Here is a 20,093-nt window from a genome sequence, read left to right as displayed (position 1 = left end):
ATCAGGCCCTGCTGAGCGTAATGACGGCAACGCTTGCGCGGCCTTCAGCTTGCAGCAGGACTTCTGCTTCATCCATCGCCAGCACCGCGTCGTATTGCTGCAGGATCCATGGGTGACCTGACAGGCGGCATGTACCACGCTGCACAAATAACAGATGGGCGGCAGCGCCGTCCAGCGGGATGCGCTGCGCGTTGTCAAACTGATGCAGACTCAGCCTATGCGTAAAACAGTCGCGCCGGCTCATGACATTGAGCACCGTAAGCGGCGCGGCAACCGCCTCGGCCCGCACCCTTGCCTCCCCGGAAAAACGCAATACCGGCTGCCCCGGATCCAGCTGGAAGCGGACCTCGTCCACCAGCAGTTGTAAAGGCGCATCGCTCAGCAGGAAAAGGCTGCGGTCTACGCCCTTAAACTCTGAAAAAGGGCCGGTGTCAACGATGGTGGCAACGCTGATGCGCCAACCGAAATCGTCCATGCCGGCGCCGGGCGGCTCGGCCAGGATATCCAACGTGCTGCCGCCGCCATTTTTCCACGGCCTGGCAATACGGGTGGCGGCGGGCAGCAGGCTGATCATGTCGGCAGTGCCCGCAATTCCGCCATCGCGGCGGCATACGCTGCCGAGATCGCGGCCTGGTCCTTGTGCCTGCCGTTTTCCACCACCTTGTTTCCTCCGACATAAACGTCGCGCACCAGATTGTCGTTGCCGGTAAACATCCAGGTGTTCAGTACGTCGACGGCAGGTAATTCCGCCAGATTGGGATGCTGGCCATCCAGCACCAGCATGTCGGCGCGTGCGCCGGCGGCAAGCCTGCCGACGTCGCGGCCTGCTGCCTGGGCACCGCCTGCAAGCGCTTCATTCCACAAAAAATCGCCGACACGACGCCGGCTTGAAGCCTGGGCGACATTGCGCTGCTGCATACGCAGCCGCTGGCCGTATTCCAGCCAGCGCAATTCCTCCACCGGGCTTTGCGATACATGGCTGTCGCTGCCTATGCCGAAACGGCCCCGCGCGGCGATATAAGCGGGCAGATCAAAAAAGCCGTCGCCTAGATTGCCTTCCGTGGTTGTGCATATACCGGCCACGGCGCCGCTGGCTGCCATCATCTGCAATTCCGCCGCAGACAGATGCGTCGCGTGCACCAGGCACCAGCGGGCGCCGACCTCCTGGGTATCGAACAGCAACTCCACCGGGCGCTTGCCGGTCATCTGCAAGCAGGCATCCACCTCCCGCTGCTGCTCGGCAATGTGGATATGCACGGGCCTACGCACAGGCAGGGCTGCAAGCAGTTCACGTATCTGCTGCGGTCTGACTGCACGCAGCGAATGCGGCGCAACGCCTATTTCAACCTGGCCGTTGCGCTCACTCTCCAGCGCGGCGAACATGCGCAAGATATTTTCACCATCCGTCGCAAAACGCCGCTGGTCATGGCGCAACGGTATGTCGCCGAAATCGGCGTGGCTATACAGCACCGGCAGCATCGTGATGCCTATGCCGCTGGCCTGCGCCGCGGCGAGCACCCGGCGCGCGGTTTCCGCGATGTCCGCATACAGGCTGCCATCCTGCGCCCGGTGCAGGTAGTGGAATTCGCAGACCGACGTGTAGCCGTGGCGCAGGCATTCCGTATACAGCTGTGCGGCAATCGCCTGCATCTGGCCGGGCGTGATATTGAGCGCGGTGCGGTACATCAGGTCGCGCCATGTCCAGAAACTGTCCGGGCCTTCGCCACCGGTTTCGGTCATGCCGGCCAGCGCGCGCTGGAAAGAGTGCGAATGCAGGTTCACCATGCCGGGCAGCACAAAATTTTCCTGGCTTTCGTATGCCATGGCGCTTGCGCCGGCTTCCACTCCGGTGAGGTTTCCCTGCGCGTCCCAGCTCAGGCGCACGTCGCGGGCCCAGCCTTGCGGCAGCAGCGCATTATGCGCAAACAGGCTGTTGGTAGCGGAAGTTGTCATCTGCGTCTAACCCACTGGCTGTTGTTGCTGCTGTCGAGGGGTGCCGGCCCAGTCCAGGCAAGCCTGCAGCAGTTTGCCCAGCAGCGGCTGCAAGCGCTCTGCGAGGTCGGGACGGTAGGCGAACGGCGCCGTTTCATCCATGTAGATGCACTGGCTCATTTCCAGCTGCACCGCGTGGACCTGCTGCTCCGGCCTGCCGTAATGGCGAGTGATATGGCCGCCCTTGAAGCGTCCGTTGAATACATGGCCGTATGCAGCAGCTTCAGGCGACTTTAATACCTGCGCCAGATCCTGCTGCAATCCGGCATCGCAGGAGCGGCCTTCAGCCGTGCCGAAATTCAGGTCAGGCAGCTTGCCTTCGAAGAAACGCGGCAGGCGCGATGCGATGGAATGGGCATCCCATAAAATCACCATGCCGTGCTGTTGCCGGATGCGCTCCAGCTCTTGCTGTAATTGCAGGTGGTAAGGCTGCCAGTATTGCGCGATGCGTTGCTGCATCTGCTCCTTGCCCGGTTGCATGCCGTCCAGGTACAACGGCTGCTTGGTAAAGGTGTCAATGGGGAAAAGGCCGGTGGTATCCTGCCCTGGGTACAGGTTGGTATCATCGGTGGAGCGGTTCAGGTCTATCACGTAGCGGGAATAGTTGGCCGACAATACCGACGCACCCAGTTGCTGCGCCATGTTGTATAACAGCGGCAAATGCCAGTCGGTGTCCGCTTTGACGTCGGCGACGGCGTGCATGCCCGCCGCGATGTCTGCCGGAATCTCGGTACCGACGTGCGGCATGGAAATCAGCAGTGGGCTGCTGCCCTGATGAAAATGATATGCCTTGCTCATTGCGGCGGTCTCTGTGGTATTTGTAAAAATTATAGAATTATGATGCAGCTTGCAGCTTGCGGCTGATGCGCGCGGCGGCCGCCAATGTCAGTTGTATCAATTCCGTGTGGCGCGGGGCAGCGCGCGATGCCGGCGCCATCAATGACAGGCTAGCCTCCAGTTTTTTGCGCGCAGAAAAAATCGGTACGCTGACACCCCATACCCCTTGGTCCACTTCATTCTCGCTAACGGCATAAGCCTGCGCGCGGATCTGCGTCAGGGTAGCCCGCAGTTGCGCCTGGGCCTCGGCCTGCTGCGGCAGATGCTGCTGTAGCAAGACGTCCTGTACATCTTCCGGCAAATGGGCCAGCAGGGCTTTGGCCGACGCACCACGCAACGGGGAACCGGCCCGCCCCTTGGAAAAAGAACAGCGTAGCGCCTGCACGCTATCCTGCATATCCAGGCAGATGACCTGGCCATGGACGTGCGCCAGCAATCCCACGCTCTCGCCTGACTGAGCGACCAGTTGTTCCATCTCGCCCCTCGCCTCCCCCATCAGATAGGAGTGCTGGTCGAAACCCCATGCAAGCTGCACGCCCAGCGGACCTGGTTCGTACAAGCCGGTCTGCGCGTGTTCCTGCACCAGGCCCCATTTTTTGAGCGGAGCCAGATGGCGGTATAGGGTGCTGAGCGGCAGCGCGGTCTGTTCAGACAATTCCCTGGCAGATAGCGGCCGGCCATTGCTGGCAATGCAGGCAAGCAGTTGCAATACCCGTTCATTGACGGGGACTTCGGGCAAATCCGAGGAGGTATAGCGGGGGAATGTCATGCCGTGCCTGATGGTGTGTACGGCCCATCGTAGCAGGTCAGTGGGAGATTTCAAGCTGCGATTCCCAAATTACGGGAATCGTATGCTCAATATTGAGATTATTTAGCCTGGATCAACATCGTATCACCGGTAAATACCGCAGCCGAACCAGATGTCATCCACCCTTTCGATATAGCTGCTTTTTTGCTCCAGTTCCTTGGTAACGGGATTCGGCCAGCGATAGTCTACCCACCCCTTGCCGGCTTTGCTCTGGGCGATTTCGACTATGCGCCTGGCAAAATAATGGCCGTCTACATCCGTTGTCGCGCGCATGCTGGTGCCAACCAGTTTGGGATTGTCACCGTGCGCCAGGGTAAGCGAGCCGGACTCGACTCCACCGGCAAACACATACAGGTCCTTGTTGACGAATTGCTGGCTTTGTCCGTTGATTTCGGCGAAGGTTTTTTCCCTGCCGTTTTCCTTGTAGTACTCGATAATCTGCTTGACCAGTGCAATCGCCTCTTGTGGAGAGCCATGCCCCTCCTTGGTTTCTATTGCGTAGGCCGATACGCTGAAGGCTAATAAAGCCAGCGCCAGACCTTTCAAAATCGCTTTCATTTCCTGCTCCCGGGTAGTGATTGCATTCCAATGTGTGCAAATCTGGTTTCCATAAATCATCAGATCGCCTTTGCAGGATAGACAGGGTTGATCATGCCTTCAAGCAACAAATAAGGGCAACAGGAAAACCTTTGTTAAATTTTTCTGATTGGATTATGAAACAATCTTGAGGCTGCTCAAATGTGGCAATTGGAAACAATTTGCCAGGAAGACGGGATGTGGTAGGTGGGGCAAAAGTGGAAGGGTTGGGACAGAAATGAAATCGGGGACTTACGTCCCCGAAATTTGGCAGCTTAAGCTGCCGGAAAGCCTTCTAGCCTGATGGGCTCGCATCTTACTCCTCAGTGGCGATGCATGCTCTCATCCGCCGACAGGCTACTGCCAGCGTCTAGCGGCTGGGATTGCGTGACTGATTGCCGCTGTCTTGCTGCTGGGTGGTGCCCATATTGCCTTTATTGCTTTGCTGACCTTGCTGGCCTTGTTGCTGGCTATTGCGGTCCTTGCTGTTATCCGCCTGTGCAGGGCTGTTCTTTTGGCCGCTGCTGGACGAGGAATCGGATTTCTGGGGGTTATTTCCTGCCTGCGGATTCTGGTTACGGTTATTTTGATTTTGCTGTGTCATCTTTATTCCTTATAAAGTCAGAAAAATGTAGGGATGCCGACCAGCCTGATGCTACCCGCCAGACATCCCGGGTCTCTCAAGCGCAGAGACCTGCATTACCGGTAAAACTGCATTACTTCACTTAGTCACCAGCGACAAGGCAAAGCAATGTTTCGATAATGTGGATTCATCTTACTGGAGCCGCAGAAACGCACGTATCGGCACAGTCCTAGAAGCGTGTGGGATCAGGCGCTGCTTTTCTTGATGAGGCGCAAGCATGCCCGGAGGAAAACTCAGGCCATGCCTGCCGATTGACAGGCACCGCTGCTGCTCAATTCTTGTTGCTGCTCAATTCTTGTTATAAGCGGTGGCTTGGCAGTTGCGCACTTCCTGGGTCGGGAAATCGGCTTTGATGCTGTCGAATTTGGCCTGTTCCTCCGCACTTAGCGCCCGCAACTGGTAGGCAAACTTGTTGGTAGTCACGCTGCGTGCGCCGATGCGCGCACTGCGCACGCCCTTGTTATTCAGCGTGGCGAGGTGCGCCTTGGCCGAGTCTTCGCTCTTGAAGATCCCCAGCGATATGCCCCAGCGCAAATTGGACTGATCCTGTATCACGTAAAAATCGGTGATGCCCAGGCGGCGCAACTCACCGGCTTTTTTGTCAGCGCCTTCCTTACTGCCCATGGAAGGTATATAGACCATGTGGCTGGCAATATCCTGCACATTGGTGCGCGATTGCCGGTCTCCCAGCGCCAGTTGCTTTAGGCGGTCTTCTATCCGCGGCAGGTCTGCCTGCAGGAAATCCCCTATTTCGACGCAGGCAGTAACAGCGCCTTTTTTATCTGCGTTCGGATCCGCAACGGCATTGGCCACTGCGGCCGATACCAGTTGCAACTGGCCAGGTTGGTACTGGTTCTTGATGCGCTGGGGTTCATGCGCATCCATATTCCAGCTTCCCAGGTAGCCGAGGTTAAATGCGAGCAGCAGTCCATTGACGGCCAGCAGGCTCCAGAACAGGAATCTAAGCATAGATAGGATAAGCAGGATTAACAGGATCAGTGTGTGTTGACATTATTGTGGGCCTTTGCCGCGTGATACAAACCGGTCAGTACGAGATTATCGATATGCTGGTACTGCACATCCATGTGGGCCGCCAGGTAAGGCGCGGCACCGCCGGAGAGGATGCATGTCACCGGCGATTTCTGCGCCAGCCCCCATTTGGTTACTGCACGTTCTATAGCGCCCAGCTGTGCGCCTATGCAGCCGCTGACGATGGCCTGGTCCGTATTATCGGCGAAAACATCGTCCACCGAAATACTCTCTGCCACTTGCGGCAATTGCGCTGTGTTCCTGGCCAGCGACTGCGCCATCAGTTTCAGTCCCGGCAGTATCATGCCGCCGTGAAACACCCCCTCAGCGCTGACAGCATCGATCGTCGTTGCTGTGCCGCAGGTGGCAACGATCAGGTTTTGCTGTGGGTAAAGCGCATGTGCCGCGATGGCCGATGCAAAACGGTCGCAGCCTAGCTGCAAGGGATTGCGGTAACCGTTGTGCAGGCCTGCCAGTTGCGGCGCCGAACTAAACCATGCGGGTACGACATCTGGAGCAATTTCAGCCAATGCAGCGGTCAGCGCCTCGCTGACCTTGGCGCCGGCGACATTGGACACCAGTATCTGCGTGATGGGCGGCGCCATGGCCAGGGTGGCGGCAAGATCCGGCAATTGTTCATGGCCGATCGAACCCACGCTTTCCCAGACAGGCAACGCCGGACTGGCCGCCGTCGGTAGTTCCAGCATGCCCCATTTAATTCTGGTATTGCCGGCGTCGATTAATAGCAGCATTGCATTTCCTGGATAAGGGTTCACACCGGACGCAGCGAGACATCGCCGGCCACGACGGCGACCGGACCCTGCGGCGTTAACAATATCAGGCAGCCGGCCTCATCCACGCCGGTGGCAACGCCTTCATGTACGATCTGCCCCTGGTCCAGTATGCGCACCATCTGCTGCGCATAGGCGTGCAACCCGTTCCAGCGTGCAGAAAAAGCGGTGAAACCTTGCTGCTCGAACTGTTCCAGCGCGCGCGCCAGCGCATTGAGCAGATACGCCATCAGTGTGCTCCTGTCCATTTGCGCCAGCCAGGGTGCATCGGCCACGGCATTGCCTATCTCGGCTTCCAGTTCATGCGGTATTTTCAGGTTCAAGCCGACGCCAATCACCGTCCATGTGCCGCCGCCCTCGCGTTCCGGCACCGGCGAGGTTTCTATCAGGATACCGGCTAGTTTCTTGCCTTCTTTCAGGATATCGTTAGGCCATTTCAACTGCACCGGCACGCTTTGCTGCAGCAGAACTTCCGCGACTGCCACGCCTACCGCCAGCGGCAGCCCCAGCAGACCCTGCGCTTGCTGGGGAAAGCGCCAGGCCAGCGAAAACGTCAGCACCCCACCCGGCACCGAATGCCATACCCGGCCGGCGCGGCCGCGGCCTGCCGTCTGGCGCTCCGCTACCCGCAAGACCGGCGCCTGCAATAGCGGCAGGCGGGACATCAGGTCGGCATTGGTGGAGCCTGTCTCTTCGACGACTTCTATATCGGCACGGCTGCCGTACCTGTCCAGCAGAGCGGTGATCTTGTTGGTCTCTAATGTGTTGCTCATTGTTTCTTTATACAACGAAAATTCAAATATACAAAATCGGGCGGGCTCAAAAAAAAAGCACCGGAGCTTTCGCTACGGTGCTTTCTTGCTTGCTACTGGCTAGATCACGCTTCGCCGTCCGCCGCTGCATCGGAGGATGCAACTTCAGGGATAGGCGCGAATGCCGCTTTTTCTGCCTGCAGCAATGCCGTGCGTTCATCGGCTTCCCAAGTTTCTTTCAACTTGCGGGCACGATGGAAAGCCAGACCGGTACCAGCTGGAATCAGGCGGCCGACGATGACGTTTTCTTTCAGGCCGCGCAGGGTATCTTTCTTGCCCATGATCGCTGCTTCTGTCAGAACGCGTGTGGTTTCCTGGAACGACGCCGCAGAGATGAAGGAGTCGGTAGACAGCGACGCCTTGGTAATACCCAGCAATACGTTTTCGTATGTGGCAGGGATACCGTTGGCAGCGACTACGCGATCGTTTTCATCCAGCAGTTCGGAACGTTCAACCTGTTCACCGACGATGTAGTTCGCATCGCCCGGATTCACAACGGCAACACGGCGCAGCATCTGACGCACAATCACTTCAATGTGCTTGTCATTGATCTTCACGCCCTGCAAACGGTACACGTCCTGAACTTCATCGACGATGTAACGCGCCAGCGCTTCGATACCCAGCAAACGCAAGATGTCTTGCGGATCGGCAGGGCCGTCCACGATCATCTCACCCTTGTTGACCACCTGGCCGTCATGCACCAGGACTTGCTTGTCCTTGGTGATCAGGAACTCGTGTTTCTCGCCGTCCATGTCGGTAATTTCCAGACGCTGCTTGCCCTTGGTTTCCTTACCAAACGCAACAGTACCGGTAACTTCCGCCAGCATACCTGCATCTTTTGGCGAACGTGCTTCGAACAGCTCGGCAACGCGCGGCAGACCACCGGTAATATCGCGAGTCTTCTGCGATTCGGTCGGGATACGCGCCAGGACTTCACCCACGGTAACTTGCTGGCCGTCTTTGACGGTAATCAGCGCGCCAACCTGGAAGCCGATTGTCACTGCATGTTCAGTGCCAGCGATCTTGACTTCTTCTCCCTGCTCATTGAGCAGCTTGACTTGCGGACGCAGCGATTTGGTGACAGAACCGCGACGCTTCGCATCGATGGCCACCAGTGTGGACAAGCCTGTTACTTCATCAACCTGTTTCGCAACGGTCACACCTTCTTCGACGTTTTCGAACTTCACAGTACCGGTGTACTCGGTAATGATAGGACGAGTCAGCGGATCCCATGTCGCCAATGCCGTACCGGCCTTGATGATCATGCCGTCCTTGACGATCAGCGTCGCGCCGTAAGGCACTTTATGACGTTCACGCTCACGGCCGTGGTCGTCGGTGATCAGCACTTCGCCGGAACGGGAAATGACAATCTGGTCGCCCTTGCCGTTAGTCACATAACGCATCGTCGCTGTGAAGCGGATGGTGCCGTTGGACTTGGCTTCAACAGAAGAGGCAATCGCTGCACGGGACGCCGCACCACCAATGTGGAACGTACGCATTGTCAGCTGTGTACCTGGTTCACCGATAGACTGCGCAGCGATAACACCGACTGCTTCACCGGCATTGACCAGGGAACCACGGCCCAGATCGCGGCCGTAGCACATTGCGCACAGGCCGTAGCGCGTGTCGCATGTCAGCGGCGTGCGGACCTTGACTTCGTCGATGCCCAGGCGCTCGATTTCTTCCACTGCCGTTTCGTCCAGCAAGGTGCCGGCGTCGTACAGGTTGGCCTGAGTTTCAGGGTTGACGATATCGTTCGCAGCGACGCGGCCCAGGATCAGGTCGCGCAATGGAACGTTAACTTCACCGCCTTCGACAATCGCCTTCATCGACGCACCGTTGGATGTGCCGCAATCATCTTCGATGACGACCAGATCCTGCGTAACGTCAACCAGACGGCGTGTCAGGTAACCGGAGTTCGCTGTTTTCAACGCCGTATCGGCCAGACCTTTACGGGCGCCGTGCGTAGAAATAAAGTACTGCAACACGTTCAGGCCTTCGCGGAAATTCGCGGTGATCGGTGTTTCAATGATCGAGCCATCCGGTTTCGCCATCAGGCCACGCATACCGGCCAACTGGCGAATCTGTGCTGCGGAACCACGCGCGCCGGAGTCGGCCATCATGTAAATCGCATTGAACGATTCCTGAGTGCCTTTGCTGCCGTCGCGGCGGACTACGTCTTCCACTTTCAGCTGTTCCATCATGGCCTTGCCGACTTCATCGCCGGTTTTGCCCCAGATATCCACAACCTTGTTGTAACGTTCGCCGGCTGTCACCAGACCGGAAGCATATTGCTGCTCGATCTGCTTGACTTCGTGCTCGGCGGCGGCCACCAGAGTCACTTTTTGCGGCGGCACCAGCATGTCGTCGATACAGATCGAGATACCCGCACGTGTCGCCAGGCGGAAACCGGACTGCATCAGTTGATCGGCAAACACCACCGTTGCACGCAGGCCGCACTTACGGAAGGATGTATCGATCAGCTTGGAGATCTCTTTCTTTTTCAGCGCGCGGTTCAGCACGGTGAAAGGCAGGCCTTTAGGCAGAATCTCGGACAGGATCGCGCGGCCTACCGTGGTTTCGTAGCGCTTGATGGTGCGCACGAATTCGCCGGTTTCCGCATCTTTTGGATTTTCAACGATACGCACGGTAATGCGTGTCGTCAATTCCACTTCCTTGTTGTCGTACGCGCGGATGACCTCGGACACGTCCGGGAACATCATGCCCTCGCCCTTGCCGTTGATCTTCTCACGGGTAGCGTAATACAGACCCAGCACGATATCCTGGGATGGCACGATAGACGGTTCGCCGTTGGACGGGAACAGAATATTGTTGGATGCCAGCATCAGCGTGCGTGCTTCCATCTGTGCTTCGATGGACAAAGGGACGTGGACCGCCATTTGATCGCCGTCAAAGTCGGCATTGAATGCGGCGCAGACCAGCGGATGCAGCTGGATCGCTTTGCCTTCAATCAGCACCGGCTCGAACGCCTGGATGCCCAGACGGTGCAATGTAGGCGCACGGTTCAGCATCACAGGATGTTCGCGGATGACTTCTTCCAGGATATCCCAGACAACCGGTTCCTGAATCTCGACCAGCTTTTTCGCTGCCTTGATCGTTGTCGCCAGGCCCATCAGTTCCAGTTTATTGAAAATGAAAGGCTTGAACAGTTCCAGCGCCATCAATTTCGGCAAGCCGCATTGATGCAATTTCAGCTGAGGACCCACCACGATGACGGAACGGCCGGAGTAATCGACACGTTTGCCCAGCAAGTTCTGACGGAAACGGCCGCCCTTGCCCTTGATCATTTCGGCCAGGGATTTCAGCGGACGCTTGTTGGCGCCGGTCATCGCTTTGCCGCGACGGCCATTGTCCAGCAGCGAATCCACTGCTTCCTGCAGCATGCGTTTTTCATTGCGCGTAATGATTTCCGGAGCGCGCAATTCCATCAGGCGCTTCAGGCGGTTATTACGGTTAATGACGCGGCGATACAGGTCGTTCAGATCGGAGGTCGCAAAGCGGCCACCGTCCAGCGGCACCAGAGGACGCAGTTCTGGCGGCAATACCGGCAGAACTTCCATGATCATCCAGTCCGGTTTGATGCCGGAACGCTGGAACGCTTCCAGCACTTTCAGGCGCTTTGCGTATTTCTTGATCTTGGCTTCGGATTTGGATTCTTTCAACTCCACGCGCAGCGCTTCGGCATCGCGGTCGATGTCGATGGAGCGCAGCAGTTCACGGATGCCTTCGGCGCCCATGAATGCAGTGAAATCGTCGCCGTATTCTTCATACTTGGCAGCGTAATCGTCTTCCGACATGATCTGGCATTTTTTCAGCGGAGTCATGCCTGGATCGGTCACAACATAGGCTTCAAAATACAATACGCGTTCGATATCGCGCAGAGTCATGTCCAGCACCATACCCAAACGGGATGGCAGCGATTTCAGGAACCAGATATGCGCAGTCGGCGAAGCCAGCTCGATATGGCCCATGCGTTCGCGACGCACTTTCGCCAGCGTGACTTCGACGCCGCATTTTTCGCAGATGACGCCGCGGTGTTTCAGGCGTTTGTACTTGCCGCACAGGCATTCGTAATCTTTGATCGGGCCAAAAATCTTGGCGCAAAACAGGCCGTCACGCTCAGGCTTGAATGTACGATAGTTGATGGTTTCCGGCTTTTTAACTTCGCCGTAGGACCATGAACGGATTTTTTCGGGCGAGGCAAGACCAATCTTGATCGCGTCGAATTGTTCATTTTGCTGAACTTGCTTGAATAGATCGAGCAGGGCTTTCATGTATCACTCCAGTCAGGTGTGAAAAAATGCATTAAATACTGTACTTTCCTATCAAATCCGCCGCACAGCCCGGAGGCTGCGCGGCCGGATTTGATTAGTCGCGCTCGAGGTCGATGTCGATACCCAGGGAGCGGATTTCCTTAACCAGAACATTAAAGGATTCCGGCATGCCCGCATCGATCACGTGATCGCCTTTGACGAGATTTTCGTACACTTTGGTACGGCCATTCACGTCATCGGATTTCACAGTCAACATCTCTTGCAACACGTAGGACGCGCCGTATGCTTCCAGTGCCCACACCTCCATCTCACCGAAGCGCTGGCCGCCGAACTGGGCTTTACCGCCCAGAGGCTGCTGCGTTACCAGAGAGTATGGACCTGTGGAACGGGCATGCATCTTGTCATCGACCAGATGGTGCAGTTTCAGTACGTGCATGTAGCCAACAGTGACATTACGCTCGAATGCTTCACCGGTGCGGCCGTCGTACAGCGTTACCTGGTTTTTCGAAGGCGTCATGCCCAATTGCTTGGCGATATGGTCCGGGTAAGCCAGATCCAGCATGCGGCGGATTTCTTCCTCATGCGCACCATCGAACACCGGTGTTGCAAACGGCACACCGTTTTTCAGGTTGGCTGTCAGTTCCAGTATCTCGATATCGGTCAAACCGTCGATATCTTCCTTCTTGCCGGATTCGTTATAAATCTTCTTCAGGAAGTCACGCAGTTCTTCGACCTTGGCTTTTGCTTTCAGCATTTCGCCGATGCGCAGGCCCAGACCTTTAGCTGCCCAGCCCAGATGCACTTCCAGAACCTGACCAACGTTCATCCGTGAAGGAACACCCAATGGGTTCAACACGATGTCCGCCGGTGTACCGTCGGCCATGTAAGGCATGTCTTCGATAGGCACGATACGGGAAACCACACCCTTGTTACCGTGGCGACCCGCCATCTTGTCACCAGGTTGCAGACGACGTTTAACGGCCAGGTAAACCTTGACCATTTTTTGTACGCCTGGAGGCAATTCATCGCCCTGTGTCAGCTTGGTGCGTTTTTCTTCGAAAGCCAGATCGAACTGGTGACGTTTTTCAGCGATAGAATCCTTGATGGCTTCCAGTGCTTTTGCAGCGTCGTCGTCAGCAGGACGGATATCGAACCAGTGGTACTTATCCAGCTCAGCCAGGTATTCCTTGCTGATCTTGCTGCCTTTGGCCAGTTTCGCAGGGCCGCCATTGGCGACCTTGTCGATCAGCATGCGTTCCAGACGTTCAAATGCATCGCCTTCAACGATACGCAACTGATCGTTCAGGTCCAGGCGATAGCGCTTCAGTTCATCGTCGATGATCTGTTGTGCGCGCTTGTCGCGTTGGATGCCTTCGCGGGTAAACACTTGAACGTCGATCACTGTACCTACCATGCCGGAAGGCACGCGCAGGGACGTATCTTTTACGTCGGAGGCTTTTTCGCCGAAAATCGCGCGCAGCAGCTTTTCTTCCGGTGTCAGCTGGGTTTCGCCTTTTGGCGTTACCTTACCAACCAGTGTGTCGCCGGCAGTCACTTCAGCACCGATGTAGACGATACCGGATTCATCCAGGCGGGCCAGTTGGTTCTCGGCCAGATTGGAGATATCGCGCGTAATTTCTTCCGCACCCAGTTTTGTGTCACGGGCAACAACCGACAGCTCTTCGATATGGATAGAGGTGTAACGGTCATCGGCAACCACTTTTTCGGAGATCAGAATCGAATCTTCGAAGTTGTAGCCGTTCCATGGCATAAACGCGACCAGCATGTTCTGGCCCAATGCCAGTTCGCCCAGATCGGTGGATGCACCGTCAGCCAGCACGTCGCCCTTGGCAACCATGTCGCCCACCTGAACGATAGGACGCTGGTTGATGTTGGTGTTCTGGTTGGAACGGGTGTACTTGATCAGGTTGTAGATATCTACACCGACTTCACCGGCTTGCGCTTCAGCGTCGTTCACACGAATAACGATACGGCCCGCATCGATGTAATCGACTTTACCGCCGCGCAATGCCTGTACTGTCGTGCCAGAATCGACTGCCACGGTACGTTCGATACCGGTACCGACGAATGCTTTTTCAGGGCGCAGGCAAGGAACTGCCTGGCGCTGCATGTTGGCACCCATCAACGCGCGGTTCGCATCATCGTGTTCGAGGAACGGAATCAGCGAAGCCGCAACGGAAACAACCTGGCCTGTGGCCACGTCCATGTACTGGACGCGTTCTGGAGATACCAGAATGGTTTCGCCTGCTTCACGCGAAGAAACCAGTTCATCCACCAGAGTGCCGGAGCTGTCGATGGTCGCATTCGCCTGGGCGATGATGTAACGGCCCTCTTCAATCGCGGACAGGTAATCGATCTGCGATGTGATCTTGCTGTCGACAACCTTGCGGTATGGCGTTTCCAGGAAACCGTATTCGTTCAGGCGAGCATACAGCGCCAGCGAGTTGATCAGACCGATGTTCGGTCCCTCTGGCGTTTCGATCGGGCAGACGCGGCCATAATGGGTCGGATGCACGTCGCGTACCTCAAAGCCGGCGCGCTCACGGGTCAAGCCGCCAGGGCCCAGTGCGGAGATACGGCGCTTATGCGTGATCTCTGACAGCGGGTTGGTCTGATCCATAAACTGCGACAACTGCGAGGAACCGAAGAATTCACGGATCGCTGCAGAAATAGGCTTGGAGTTGATCAGGTCGTGCGGCATCAGGTTATCGGCTTCAGCCTGGCCCAGACGCTCTTTCACGGCACGTTCAACACGCACAAGGCCGGCGCGGAACTGGTTCTCTGCCAACTCACCGACGCAACGTACGCGGCGATTGCCCAAGTGATCGATATCGTCGACTTCGCCGCGGCCATTGCGCAGTTCCACCAGGATCTTGATCACAGCCAGCACGTCTTCGTTCGACAAGGTCATCTGGCCTGTCAGTTCGTCACGGCCGATACGGCGGTTGAACTTCATGCGGCCCACTGCGGACAGATCGTAACGATCTTCGCTGTAGAACAGACCGTTGAACAAGGCTTCCACGGAATCTTCCGTTGGCGGTTCGCCAGGACGCATCATGCGGTAGATCGCTACACGCGCAGCCATCTGATCTACTGTGTCGTCGGTACGCAGAGTCTGGGAGATGTAGGCACCCTGGTCCAGATCATTGGTGTACAGCGTCTGGATTTCCTTGATACCGCCTTCACGCAGACGGCCGAGCAGGTCTTCCGTCAGTTCGTCATTGGCATTGGCAATCACTTCGCCGGTATCGGTGTCGACGATGTTCTTCGCCAGCACGCGGCCCAGCAGGTAGTCTTCCGGTACGGAGATTTGCTTGATGCCGGCAGTTTCGATGTCGCGCACGTGACGTGCGTTGATACGCTTGTCCTTGGCGACCAGCAGTTTGCCTGCCTTGTCGGAAATGTCGAAACGCGCCACTTCGCCACGCAAACGTTCGGAAACGAATTCCATTTCAGCGCCGTCAGTATGCAGCGTGAAATTATCGAAAACGAAGAAATTAGCCAGTATCTGCTCGTTGGTCATGCCAATGGCACGCAACAAGATCGTTACCGGCATTTTGCGGCGGCGATCGATACGGAAGAACAGGATGTCTTTAGGATCGAATTCGAAATCCAGCCATGAGCCGCGGTAAGGAATGATCCTTGCCGAGAACAGCAATTTACCGGAGGAGTGCGTCTTGCCCCTGTCATGCTCAAAGAACACGCCAGGCGAACGGTGCAGCTGCGACACGATAACGCGTTCGGTACCGTTGATCACGAAAGAACCGGTAGTCGTCATGAGCGGCAATTCGCCCATATAGACTTCCTGCTCCTTCATTTCTTTAACGACCGGTTTGGTTGGCGATTCTTTATCAAGAATGACCAGACGTACTTTTGCACGCAAAGGAGACGCAAAAGTGAGGCCACGCTGTTGACATTCCTTGACGTCAAAAGCAGGATCACCTAAAACGTAGGATAGGAATTCGAGACGAGCGAACCCATTATGCGACACAATCGGGAAAATGGACGTGAAGGCAGACTGCAAGCCCTCATTTTTACGGGCTGACGGTGCTTTGTCTGCTTGTAAAAAGCCCAGATATGACTCGAGCTGGGTCGCCAGCAGGAACGGAACGTTGTGAACGTTAGCGCGTTTCGCAAAAGATTTACGAATACGCTTCTTCTCAGTAAATGAGTAGTGCATGGACACTCCGTGAGTGACAAGGAAGGATGGAGAATTCAGGATTCAATTGCAATATCAGGTGAAAAACCCGGATACTGATCATGAAACCTCAAGTCTCAGCCCTTGCAATGTTTAAACTAAGCTTCGAACCGACAAACTGTGGCAGGTGAATTTGCCGCAGGACTTACTCTTACCAAATAAACCAGAACGACGAAGAAGCCAAAGAGGAACCCTCTCTTTTGAGAGGATTCCGATCTTTGACTCTGGCAAATCCGGAGATTCGCCCCGTAACATCAATATTACTTGATGTCTGCTTTCGCGCCGGCTTCTTCCAGTTTTTTCTTTGCTGCTTCAGCATCAGCTTTAGCAACAGCTTCTTTAACTGCTTTAGGTGCGCCGTCAACCAGGTCTTTAGCTTCTTTCAAGCCCAGGCCTGTCAGTTCGCGAACTGCTTTAATAACGCCAACTTTGTTTGCGCCGATTTCAGTCAGAATTACGTTGAATTCTGTTTGTTCTTCGACAGCAGCAGCAGCACCACCACCAGCTGCAGGTGCAGCCATTGCAGCAGCGGAAACGCCGAATTTTTCTTCGAATGCCTTAACCAGGTCGTTCAGGTCCATTACGGACATCGCGCCTACGGCTTCCAGGATATCGTCTTTGCTAAGTGCCATTTGAAACTCCAATTATTTAGTATTACATCTATTCGGTATTGACGAAATTACGCTAAACAGCAATTAAGCTGCTTCGGCTTCTTTCTTTGCTGCCAGAGCTGCGAGGCCGCGTGCAAAGCCAGATACAGGAGCCTGCATCATGCCCAACACTTGCGACAACAGAACTTCACGGCTAGGAATGCTTGCCAATGCGACAACGCCAGCTTTATCCAGCGATTTGCCAGCATAGTTACCTGCTTTTACAACCAGCTTGTCGTTGGTTTTTGCAAAGTCTTGAACGACTTTAGCAGCAGCAACGGCATCTTCCGAGATCGCATAGATCAACGGGCCGGTCATTTCAGAAGCGAGGCTTGCAAATGCAGTTCCCTCAACAGCGCGACGTGCGAGAGTGTTTTTCAACACGCGCATGTATACGCCTTGAGCACGTGCAGAAGCACGCAATTGCGTCAAATGACCGACCTGGATGCCACGGTATTCGGCCACGACGATAGTCTGTGCTTTAGCTACTTTTGCAGAGACTTCGGCTACGACGGCCTTTTTGTCATTCAGATTGAGACTCACGGTCAACCTCCAATTATGATATTCGGTCATTGCATCGGGATGATGCCACTTCCTTATATCGTTTCGAACACGGCGTCCGAAGTGAGGAGTCCCACACTGGCGAACCAGCGATGTAACTACAAACTTGTTCGGGTACACCATCTGCGTTGGGGAAACCGGTTACCCGGCTCGTTTTAACTTTGCACATCAACCTGCATGCACGCCGCCCAACGGTCTTTGACACTCCGGCAGGTTTCAATCATCAAAACCTGCCGGCCCAAAGATGCGCCACGCACTGAAATCAGGCGTGGACTTAATTCTTGCTATTAACCGTTCAGGTTAGCGTGATCTACGCGTACACCGGCGCCCATAGTGGACGAGATGGATACTTTACGCAGGTACACGCCTTTGCTGGACGCTGGTTTCGCTTTATTCAGCGCTTCAATCAGGGCAACCAGGTTGGATTTCAGATCCGCATCGCCAAAGGACTTGCGGCCGATGGTCGAGTGGATGATACCAGCCTTGTCAGTACGGTATTGAACCTGGCCGGCTTTTGCGTTTTTAACCGCGTTGGCGACGTCAGGAGTTACAGTACCGACTTTCGGGTTAGGCATCAGGCCGCGTGGTCCCAGGATCTGGCCCAAGGTACCGACGACGCGCATGGTGTCTGGAGAGGCGATAACGATATCAAACGGCATGTCGCCAGCTTTGATGCGTTCTGCCAGATCCTCCATACCGACGATGTCTGCACCGGCTGCTTTAGCTTGTTCAGCTTTTTCGCCAGTTGCAAATACCGCTACGCGTACAGTTTTACCTGTGCCGGCTGGCAATACCACGGAACCACGGACTACCTGGTCGGATTTCTTAGGATCAACACCCAGTTGTACGGAAACGTCGATGGATTCGTTGAATTTCGCAGTTGCGCACTCTTTGATCAACGCAATAGCGTTATCAAATGGATATACCTTCAGGCGGTCAACTTTGGATTTCAGCGCTTTTGCGCGTTTGGATAACTTAGCCATTACAGTCCCTCTACCGTGATACCCATGGAGCGTGCCGAGCCAGCGATGGTGCGTACTGCTGCATCCATGTCCGCGGCTGTCAGATCAGCGCGTTTAACAGTCGCGATCTCTTCAGCTTGCTTACGGGTGATTTTGCCAACTTTGTCAGTGTGCGGCTTAGCCGAACCTTTAGTGATGCCGGCTGCTTTTTTGATCATGTATGTTGCAGGAGGCGTCTTCATCACGAATGTGAAAGACTTGTCCGCAAATGCAGTGATCACAACAGGGATAGGCATGCCTGGTTCTACACCTTGAGTCTGCGCGTTGAACGCTTTGCAGAATTCCATGATGTTCAAACCGCGCTGACCCAGTGCTGGACCAATCGGTGGGGATGGATTTGCCTTACCAGCTGGTACTTGCAGCTTGATAAAGCCTATGATTTTCTTTGCCATGATGGCTCCTTCATAAGTTGAGTGTTAGCGCCCACTAGCACGATACTGCCGTATTAACGGGCTCCTCTGGTTGCTACTTACCGGCTTTCGCCGCATTGCTGCAGCGGCGCGCCGGTGGGCGCTTATTCTTGCATGGCGCCTAAGAAAAACCTAAGACGCTCAGACTTTTTCTACCTGGCCGAATTCCAGTTCAACCGGAGTGGCGCGGCCGAAGATGGTTACTGTGACACGGACCTTGGATTTTTCGTAATTGACTTCTTCCACGTTGCCGTTGAAATCAGTAAATGGACCATCCTTGATACGCACTACTTCACCTACTTCGTACAAAACCTTAGGCCTTGGCTTTTCGACACCTTCCTGCATTTGCTGCAGGATCTTGTCGACTTCATGCTGAGGAATCGGCGATGGCTTATTGGATTTGCCGCCGATAAAGCCGGTTACCTTATTGGTGTTCTTGACCAGATGCCAGGTATCGTCGGTCATTTCCATCTCGACAAATACATAGCTTGGGAACAGGCGCCTTTCGGTAACTGCTTTCTTGCCGTTTTTTACTTCAATGACTTCTTCAGTCGGCACCAGGATCTGGCCGAACTTGTCTTGCATTTCTGCACGTTCGATACGCTCGGTCAGTGCGCGCTGTACGCTTTTTTCCATACCGGAATAAGCATGCACTGCGTACCATCTTTTAGCGCTTTTAGGTACAGACACTACTGGCTCTGTACCGTTTTCGTTATCCTGATTGTTTTCGTTCATTATTTCTTCCATCCGAGAACCAGTTCCAATAACACGAATTCAAGAATCTTGTCCGTGCCCCAGAGGAAAATTGACATAAGCAAAACAAAACCAAATACCACCGCAGTAATCTGCATCGCTTCTTTGCGGGTAGGCCATACTACTTTTTTGGTTTCACGGACCGATTCACGGGCAAAGTTGATAAAACCTTGACCAGACTCAGAGGTCCACGCCAAACCAACGGCAACGATCAGGCCGGCAACCAGCGCCGACGCACGCACCAGGGTAGATTGATTCGCAAGAATATAAAATGCAGCAACACCGGCAACTACAGCAACGATCGCCAGAATGACTTTGAACTTGTCATTGGACGTGCTGACTGTTTGAACGGGATGGTTAGACATACTCTATTTACTTTCGATGCCCTGCGGCCATGATGGTGGCAGGGGCGGAGGGAATCGAACCCCCAACCTTCGGTTTTGGAGACCGACGCTCTGCCAATTGAGCTACACCCCTACGCCTTGAACTTCTTGAACCAAACGCAGTGATCCAATGATGGAACACTGCGTCTGTTCAGATACTGCTTACAACCAATTACTCAATAATCTTTGCAACAACACCGGCGCCAACAGTACGGCCACCTTCGCGAATCGCGAAACGCAGGCCTTCTTCCATCGCGATCGGGTTGATCAGCTTGACTGTGATCGACACGTTATCGCCTGGCATAACCATTT

Annotated in this window: 17 protein-coding genes, 1 tRNA gene and 1 pseudogene; all 19 read right to left on the bottom strand. The window is 55.2% G+C overall.

Annotated features, from left to right (window positions below; all coding sequences use genetic code 11):
* Nucleotide 1: 1 nt before the first annotated feature.
* Nucleotides 2-574: a HutD family protein gene (locus ACO0LO_RS27270; RefSeq protein ID WP_422969390.1), complete on the bottom strand. Its 573-nt coding sequence runs from the start codon at nucleotides 572-574 to the stop codon at nucleotides 2-4.
* Nucleotides 571-1,953: a formimidoylglutamate deiminase gene (locus ACO0LO_RS27265; RefSeq protein WP_422969388.1), complete on the bottom strand. Its 1,383-nt coding sequence runs from the start codon at nucleotides 1,951-1,953 to the stop codon at nucleotides 571-573. Before ACO0LO_RS27265 ends, ACO0LO_RS27270 begins: the two co-directional genes overlap by 4 nt.
* 6 nt (nucleotides 1,954-1,959) lie before the next feature.
* Complete coding sequence (gene hutG / locus ACO0LO_RS27260; RefSeq protein WP_422969386.1) at nucleotides 1,960-2,790, bottom strand: N-formylglutamate deformylase; 831 nt, start codon at nucleotides 2,788-2,790, stop codon at nucleotides 1,960-1,962.
* A gap of 37 nt (nucleotides 2,791-2,827) precedes the next feature.
* Nucleotides 2,828-3,598, bottom strand: coding sequence for an IclR family transcriptional regulator (locus ACO0LO_RS27255; RefSeq protein ID WP_422969385.1), 771 nt, complete (start codon nucleotides 3,596-3,598; stop codon nucleotides 2,828-2,830).
* Nucleotides 3,599-3,721: 123 nt separating this feature from the next.
* The gene (locus ACO0LO_RS27250) at nucleotides 3,722-4,195 is read right to left on the bottom strand and encodes a cache domain-containing protein (RefSeq protein WP_422969383.1); all 474 of its coding nucleotides are present in this window, start codon (nucleotides 4,193-4,195) and stop codon (nucleotides 3,722-3,724) included.
* Nucleotides 4,196-4,583: 388 nt separating this feature from the next.
* Entirely contained in the window at nucleotides 4,584-4,817 is a 234-nt protein-coding gene (locus ACO0LO_RS27245) for a hypothetical protein (RefSeq protein ID WP_422969381.1), read from the bottom strand.
* A 327-nt stretch (nucleotides 4,818-5,144) separates the two neighbouring features.
* Nucleotides 5,145-5,825, bottom strand: coding sequence for an SPOR domain-containing protein (locus tag ACO0LO_RS27240; protein ID WP_422969379.1), 681 nt, complete (start codon nucleotides 5,823-5,825; stop codon nucleotides 5,145-5,147).
* Nucleotides 5,826-5,851: 26 nt separating this feature from the next.
* Nucleotides 5,852-6,637 (bottom strand): type III pantothenate kinase, encoded by a 786-nt coding sequence (locus ACO0LO_RS27235; RefSeq protein ID WP_422969377.1) that lies wholly within the window; start codon nucleotides 6,635-6,637, stop codon nucleotides 5,852-5,854.
* A 20-nt stretch (nucleotides 6,638-6,657) separates the two neighbouring features.
* A complete protein-coding gene (locus tag ACO0LO_RS27230; protein WP_422969376.1) occupies nucleotides 6,658-7,449 on the bottom strand; it encodes a biotin--[acetyl-CoA-carboxylase] ligase in 792 nt (263 codons plus the stop codon).
* 104 nt (nucleotides 7,450-7,553) lie between these two features.
* Nucleotides 7,554-11,783, bottom strand: coding sequence for a DNA-directed RNA polymerase subunit beta' (rpoC, locus tag ACO0LO_RS27225; protein WP_422969374.1), 4,230 nt, complete (start codon nucleotides 11,781-11,783; stop codon nucleotides 7,554-7,556).
* A gap of 94 nt (nucleotides 11,784-11,877) precedes the next feature.
* Nucleotides 11,878-15,984, bottom strand: coding sequence for a DNA-directed RNA polymerase subunit beta (rpoB, locus tag ACO0LO_RS27220; RefSeq protein WP_422969372.1), 4,107 nt, complete (start codon nucleotides 15,982-15,984; stop codon nucleotides 11,878-11,880).
* Between the two features lie 278 nt (nucleotides 15,985-16,262).
* A complete protein-coding gene (gene rplL / locus ACO0LO_RS27215; RefSeq protein ID WP_422969370.1) occupies nucleotides 16,263-16,634 on the bottom strand; it encodes a 50S ribosomal protein L7/L12 in 372 nt (123 codons plus the stop codon).
* Nucleotides 16,635-16,697: 63 nt separating this feature from the next.
* Complete coding sequence (gene rplJ / locus ACO0LO_RS27210; RefSeq protein ID WP_422969369.1) at nucleotides 16,698-17,225, bottom strand: 50S ribosomal protein L10; 528 nt, start codon at nucleotides 17,223-17,225, stop codon at nucleotides 16,698-16,700.
* A gap of 275 nt (nucleotides 17,226-17,500) precedes the next feature.
* Nucleotides 17,501-18,196 carry a 50S ribosomal protein L1 gene (gene rplA / locus ACO0LO_RS27205; RefSeq protein ID WP_422969367.1) on the bottom strand — a complete coding sequence of 232 codons (696 nt, stop codon included), beginning with the start codon at nucleotides 18,194-18,196 and terminating at the stop codon, nucleotides 17,501-17,503.
* A complete protein-coding gene (rplK, locus tag ACO0LO_RS27200) occupies nucleotides 18,196-18,627 on the bottom strand; it encodes a 50S ribosomal protein L11 (RefSeq protein WP_188569483.1) in 432 nt (143 codons plus the stop codon). The genes rplA and rplK overlap by 1 nt, the downstream gene beginning before the upstream one ends.
* A 159-nt stretch (nucleotides 18,628-18,786) precedes the next feature.
* Nucleotides 18,787-19,380 (bottom strand): transcription termination/antitermination protein NusG, encoded by a 594-nt coding sequence (nusG, locus tag ACO0LO_RS27195; RefSeq protein ID WP_422969364.1) that lies wholly within the window; start codon nucleotides 19,378-19,380, stop codon nucleotides 18,787-18,789.
* Entirely contained in the window at nucleotides 19,380-19,763 is a 384-nt protein-coding gene (gene secE, locus ACO0LO_RS27190; RefSeq protein WP_422969362.1) for a preprotein translocase subunit SecE, read from the bottom strand. Before secE ends, nusG begins: the two co-directional genes overlap by 1 nt.
* Before the next feature lie 36 nt (nucleotides 19,764-19,799).
* A tRNA-Trp gene (locus ACO0LO_RS27185) sits at nucleotides 19,800-19,875 on the bottom strand.
* Nucleotides 19,876-19,953: 78 nt separating this feature from the next.
* Nucleotides 19,954-20,093: pseudogene (gene tuf / locus ACO0LO_RS27180) on the bottom strand (elongation factor Tu); the annotation flags it as partial.

It is taken from the genome of Undibacterium sp. TJN25 (genome assembly GCF_049339885.1).
Lineage (GTDB): Bacteria > Pseudomonadota > Gammaproteobacteria > Burkholderiales > Burkholderiaceae_D > Undibacterium.
The sequence above is the reverse complement of the archived record's forward strand: the minus strand, read 5'-3'. Positions and strand labels throughout refer to the sequence as shown.

Coding starts and splice junctions, on each gene's coding strand:
- rplL (WP_422969370.1), bottom strand. CDS start 16,634: ATGGCACTTAGCAAAGACGATATCCTGGAAGCCGTAGGCGCGATGTCC.
- secE (WP_422969362.1), bottom strand. CDS start 19,763: ATGTCTAACCATCCCGTTCAAACAGTCAGCACGTCCAATGACAAGTTC.
- ACO0LO_RS27230 (WP_422969376.1), bottom strand. CDS start 7,449: ATGAGCAACACATTAGAGACCAACAAGATCACCGCTCTGCTGGACAGG.
- ACO0LO_RS27270 (WP_422969390.1), bottom strand. CDS start 574: ATGATCAGCCTGCTGCCCGCCGCCACCCGTATTGCCAGGCCGTGGAAA.
- nusG (WP_422969364.1), bottom strand. CDS start 19,380: ATGAACGAAAACAATCAGGATAACGAAAACGGTACAGAGCCAGTAGTG.
- ACO0LO_RS27255 (WP_422969385.1), bottom strand. CDS start 3,598: ATGACATTCCCCCGCTATACCTCCTCGGATTTGCCCGAAGTCCCCGTC.
- rpoC (WP_422969374.1), bottom strand. CDS start 11,783: ATGAAAGCCCTGCTCGATCTATTCAAGCAAGTTCAGCAAAATGAACAA.
- ACO0LO_RS27235 (WP_422969377.1), bottom strand. CDS start 6,637: ATGCTGCTATTAATCGACGCCGGCAATACCAGAATTAAATGGGGCATG.
- rplA (WP_422969367.1), bottom strand. CDS start 18,196: ATGGCTAAGTTATCCAAACGCGCAAAAGCGCTGAAATCCAAAGTTGAC.
- hutG (WP_422969386.1), bottom strand. CDS start 2,790: ATGAGCAAGGCATATCATTTTCATCAGGGCAGCAGCCCACTGCTGATT.
- rplJ (WP_422969369.1), bottom strand. CDS start 17,225: ATGACCGAATATCATAATTGGAGGTTGACCGTGAGTCTCAATCTGAAT.
- ACO0LO_RS27250 (WP_422969383.1), bottom strand. CDS start 4,195: ATGAAAGCGATTTTGAAAGGTCTGGCGCTGGCTTTATTAGCCTTCAGC.
- ACO0LO_RS27240 (WP_422969379.1), bottom strand. CDS start 5,825: ATGCTTAGATTCCTGTTCTGGAGCCTGCTGGCCGTCAATGGACTGCTG.
- ACO0LO_RS27245 (WP_422969381.1), bottom strand. CDS start 4,817: ATGACACAGCAAAATCAAAATAACCGTAACCAGAATCCGCAGGCAGGA.
- rpoB (WP_422969372.1), bottom strand. CDS start 15,984: ATGCACTACTCATTTACTGAGAAGAAGCGTATTCGTAAATCTTTTGCG.
- ACO0LO_RS27265 (WP_422969388.1), bottom strand. CDS start 1,953: ATGACAACTTCCGCTACCAACAGCCTGTTTGCGCATAATGCGCTGCTG.
- rplK (WP_188569483.1), bottom strand. CDS start 18,627: ATGGCAAAGAAAATCATAGGCTTTATCAAGCTGCAAGTACCAGCTGGT.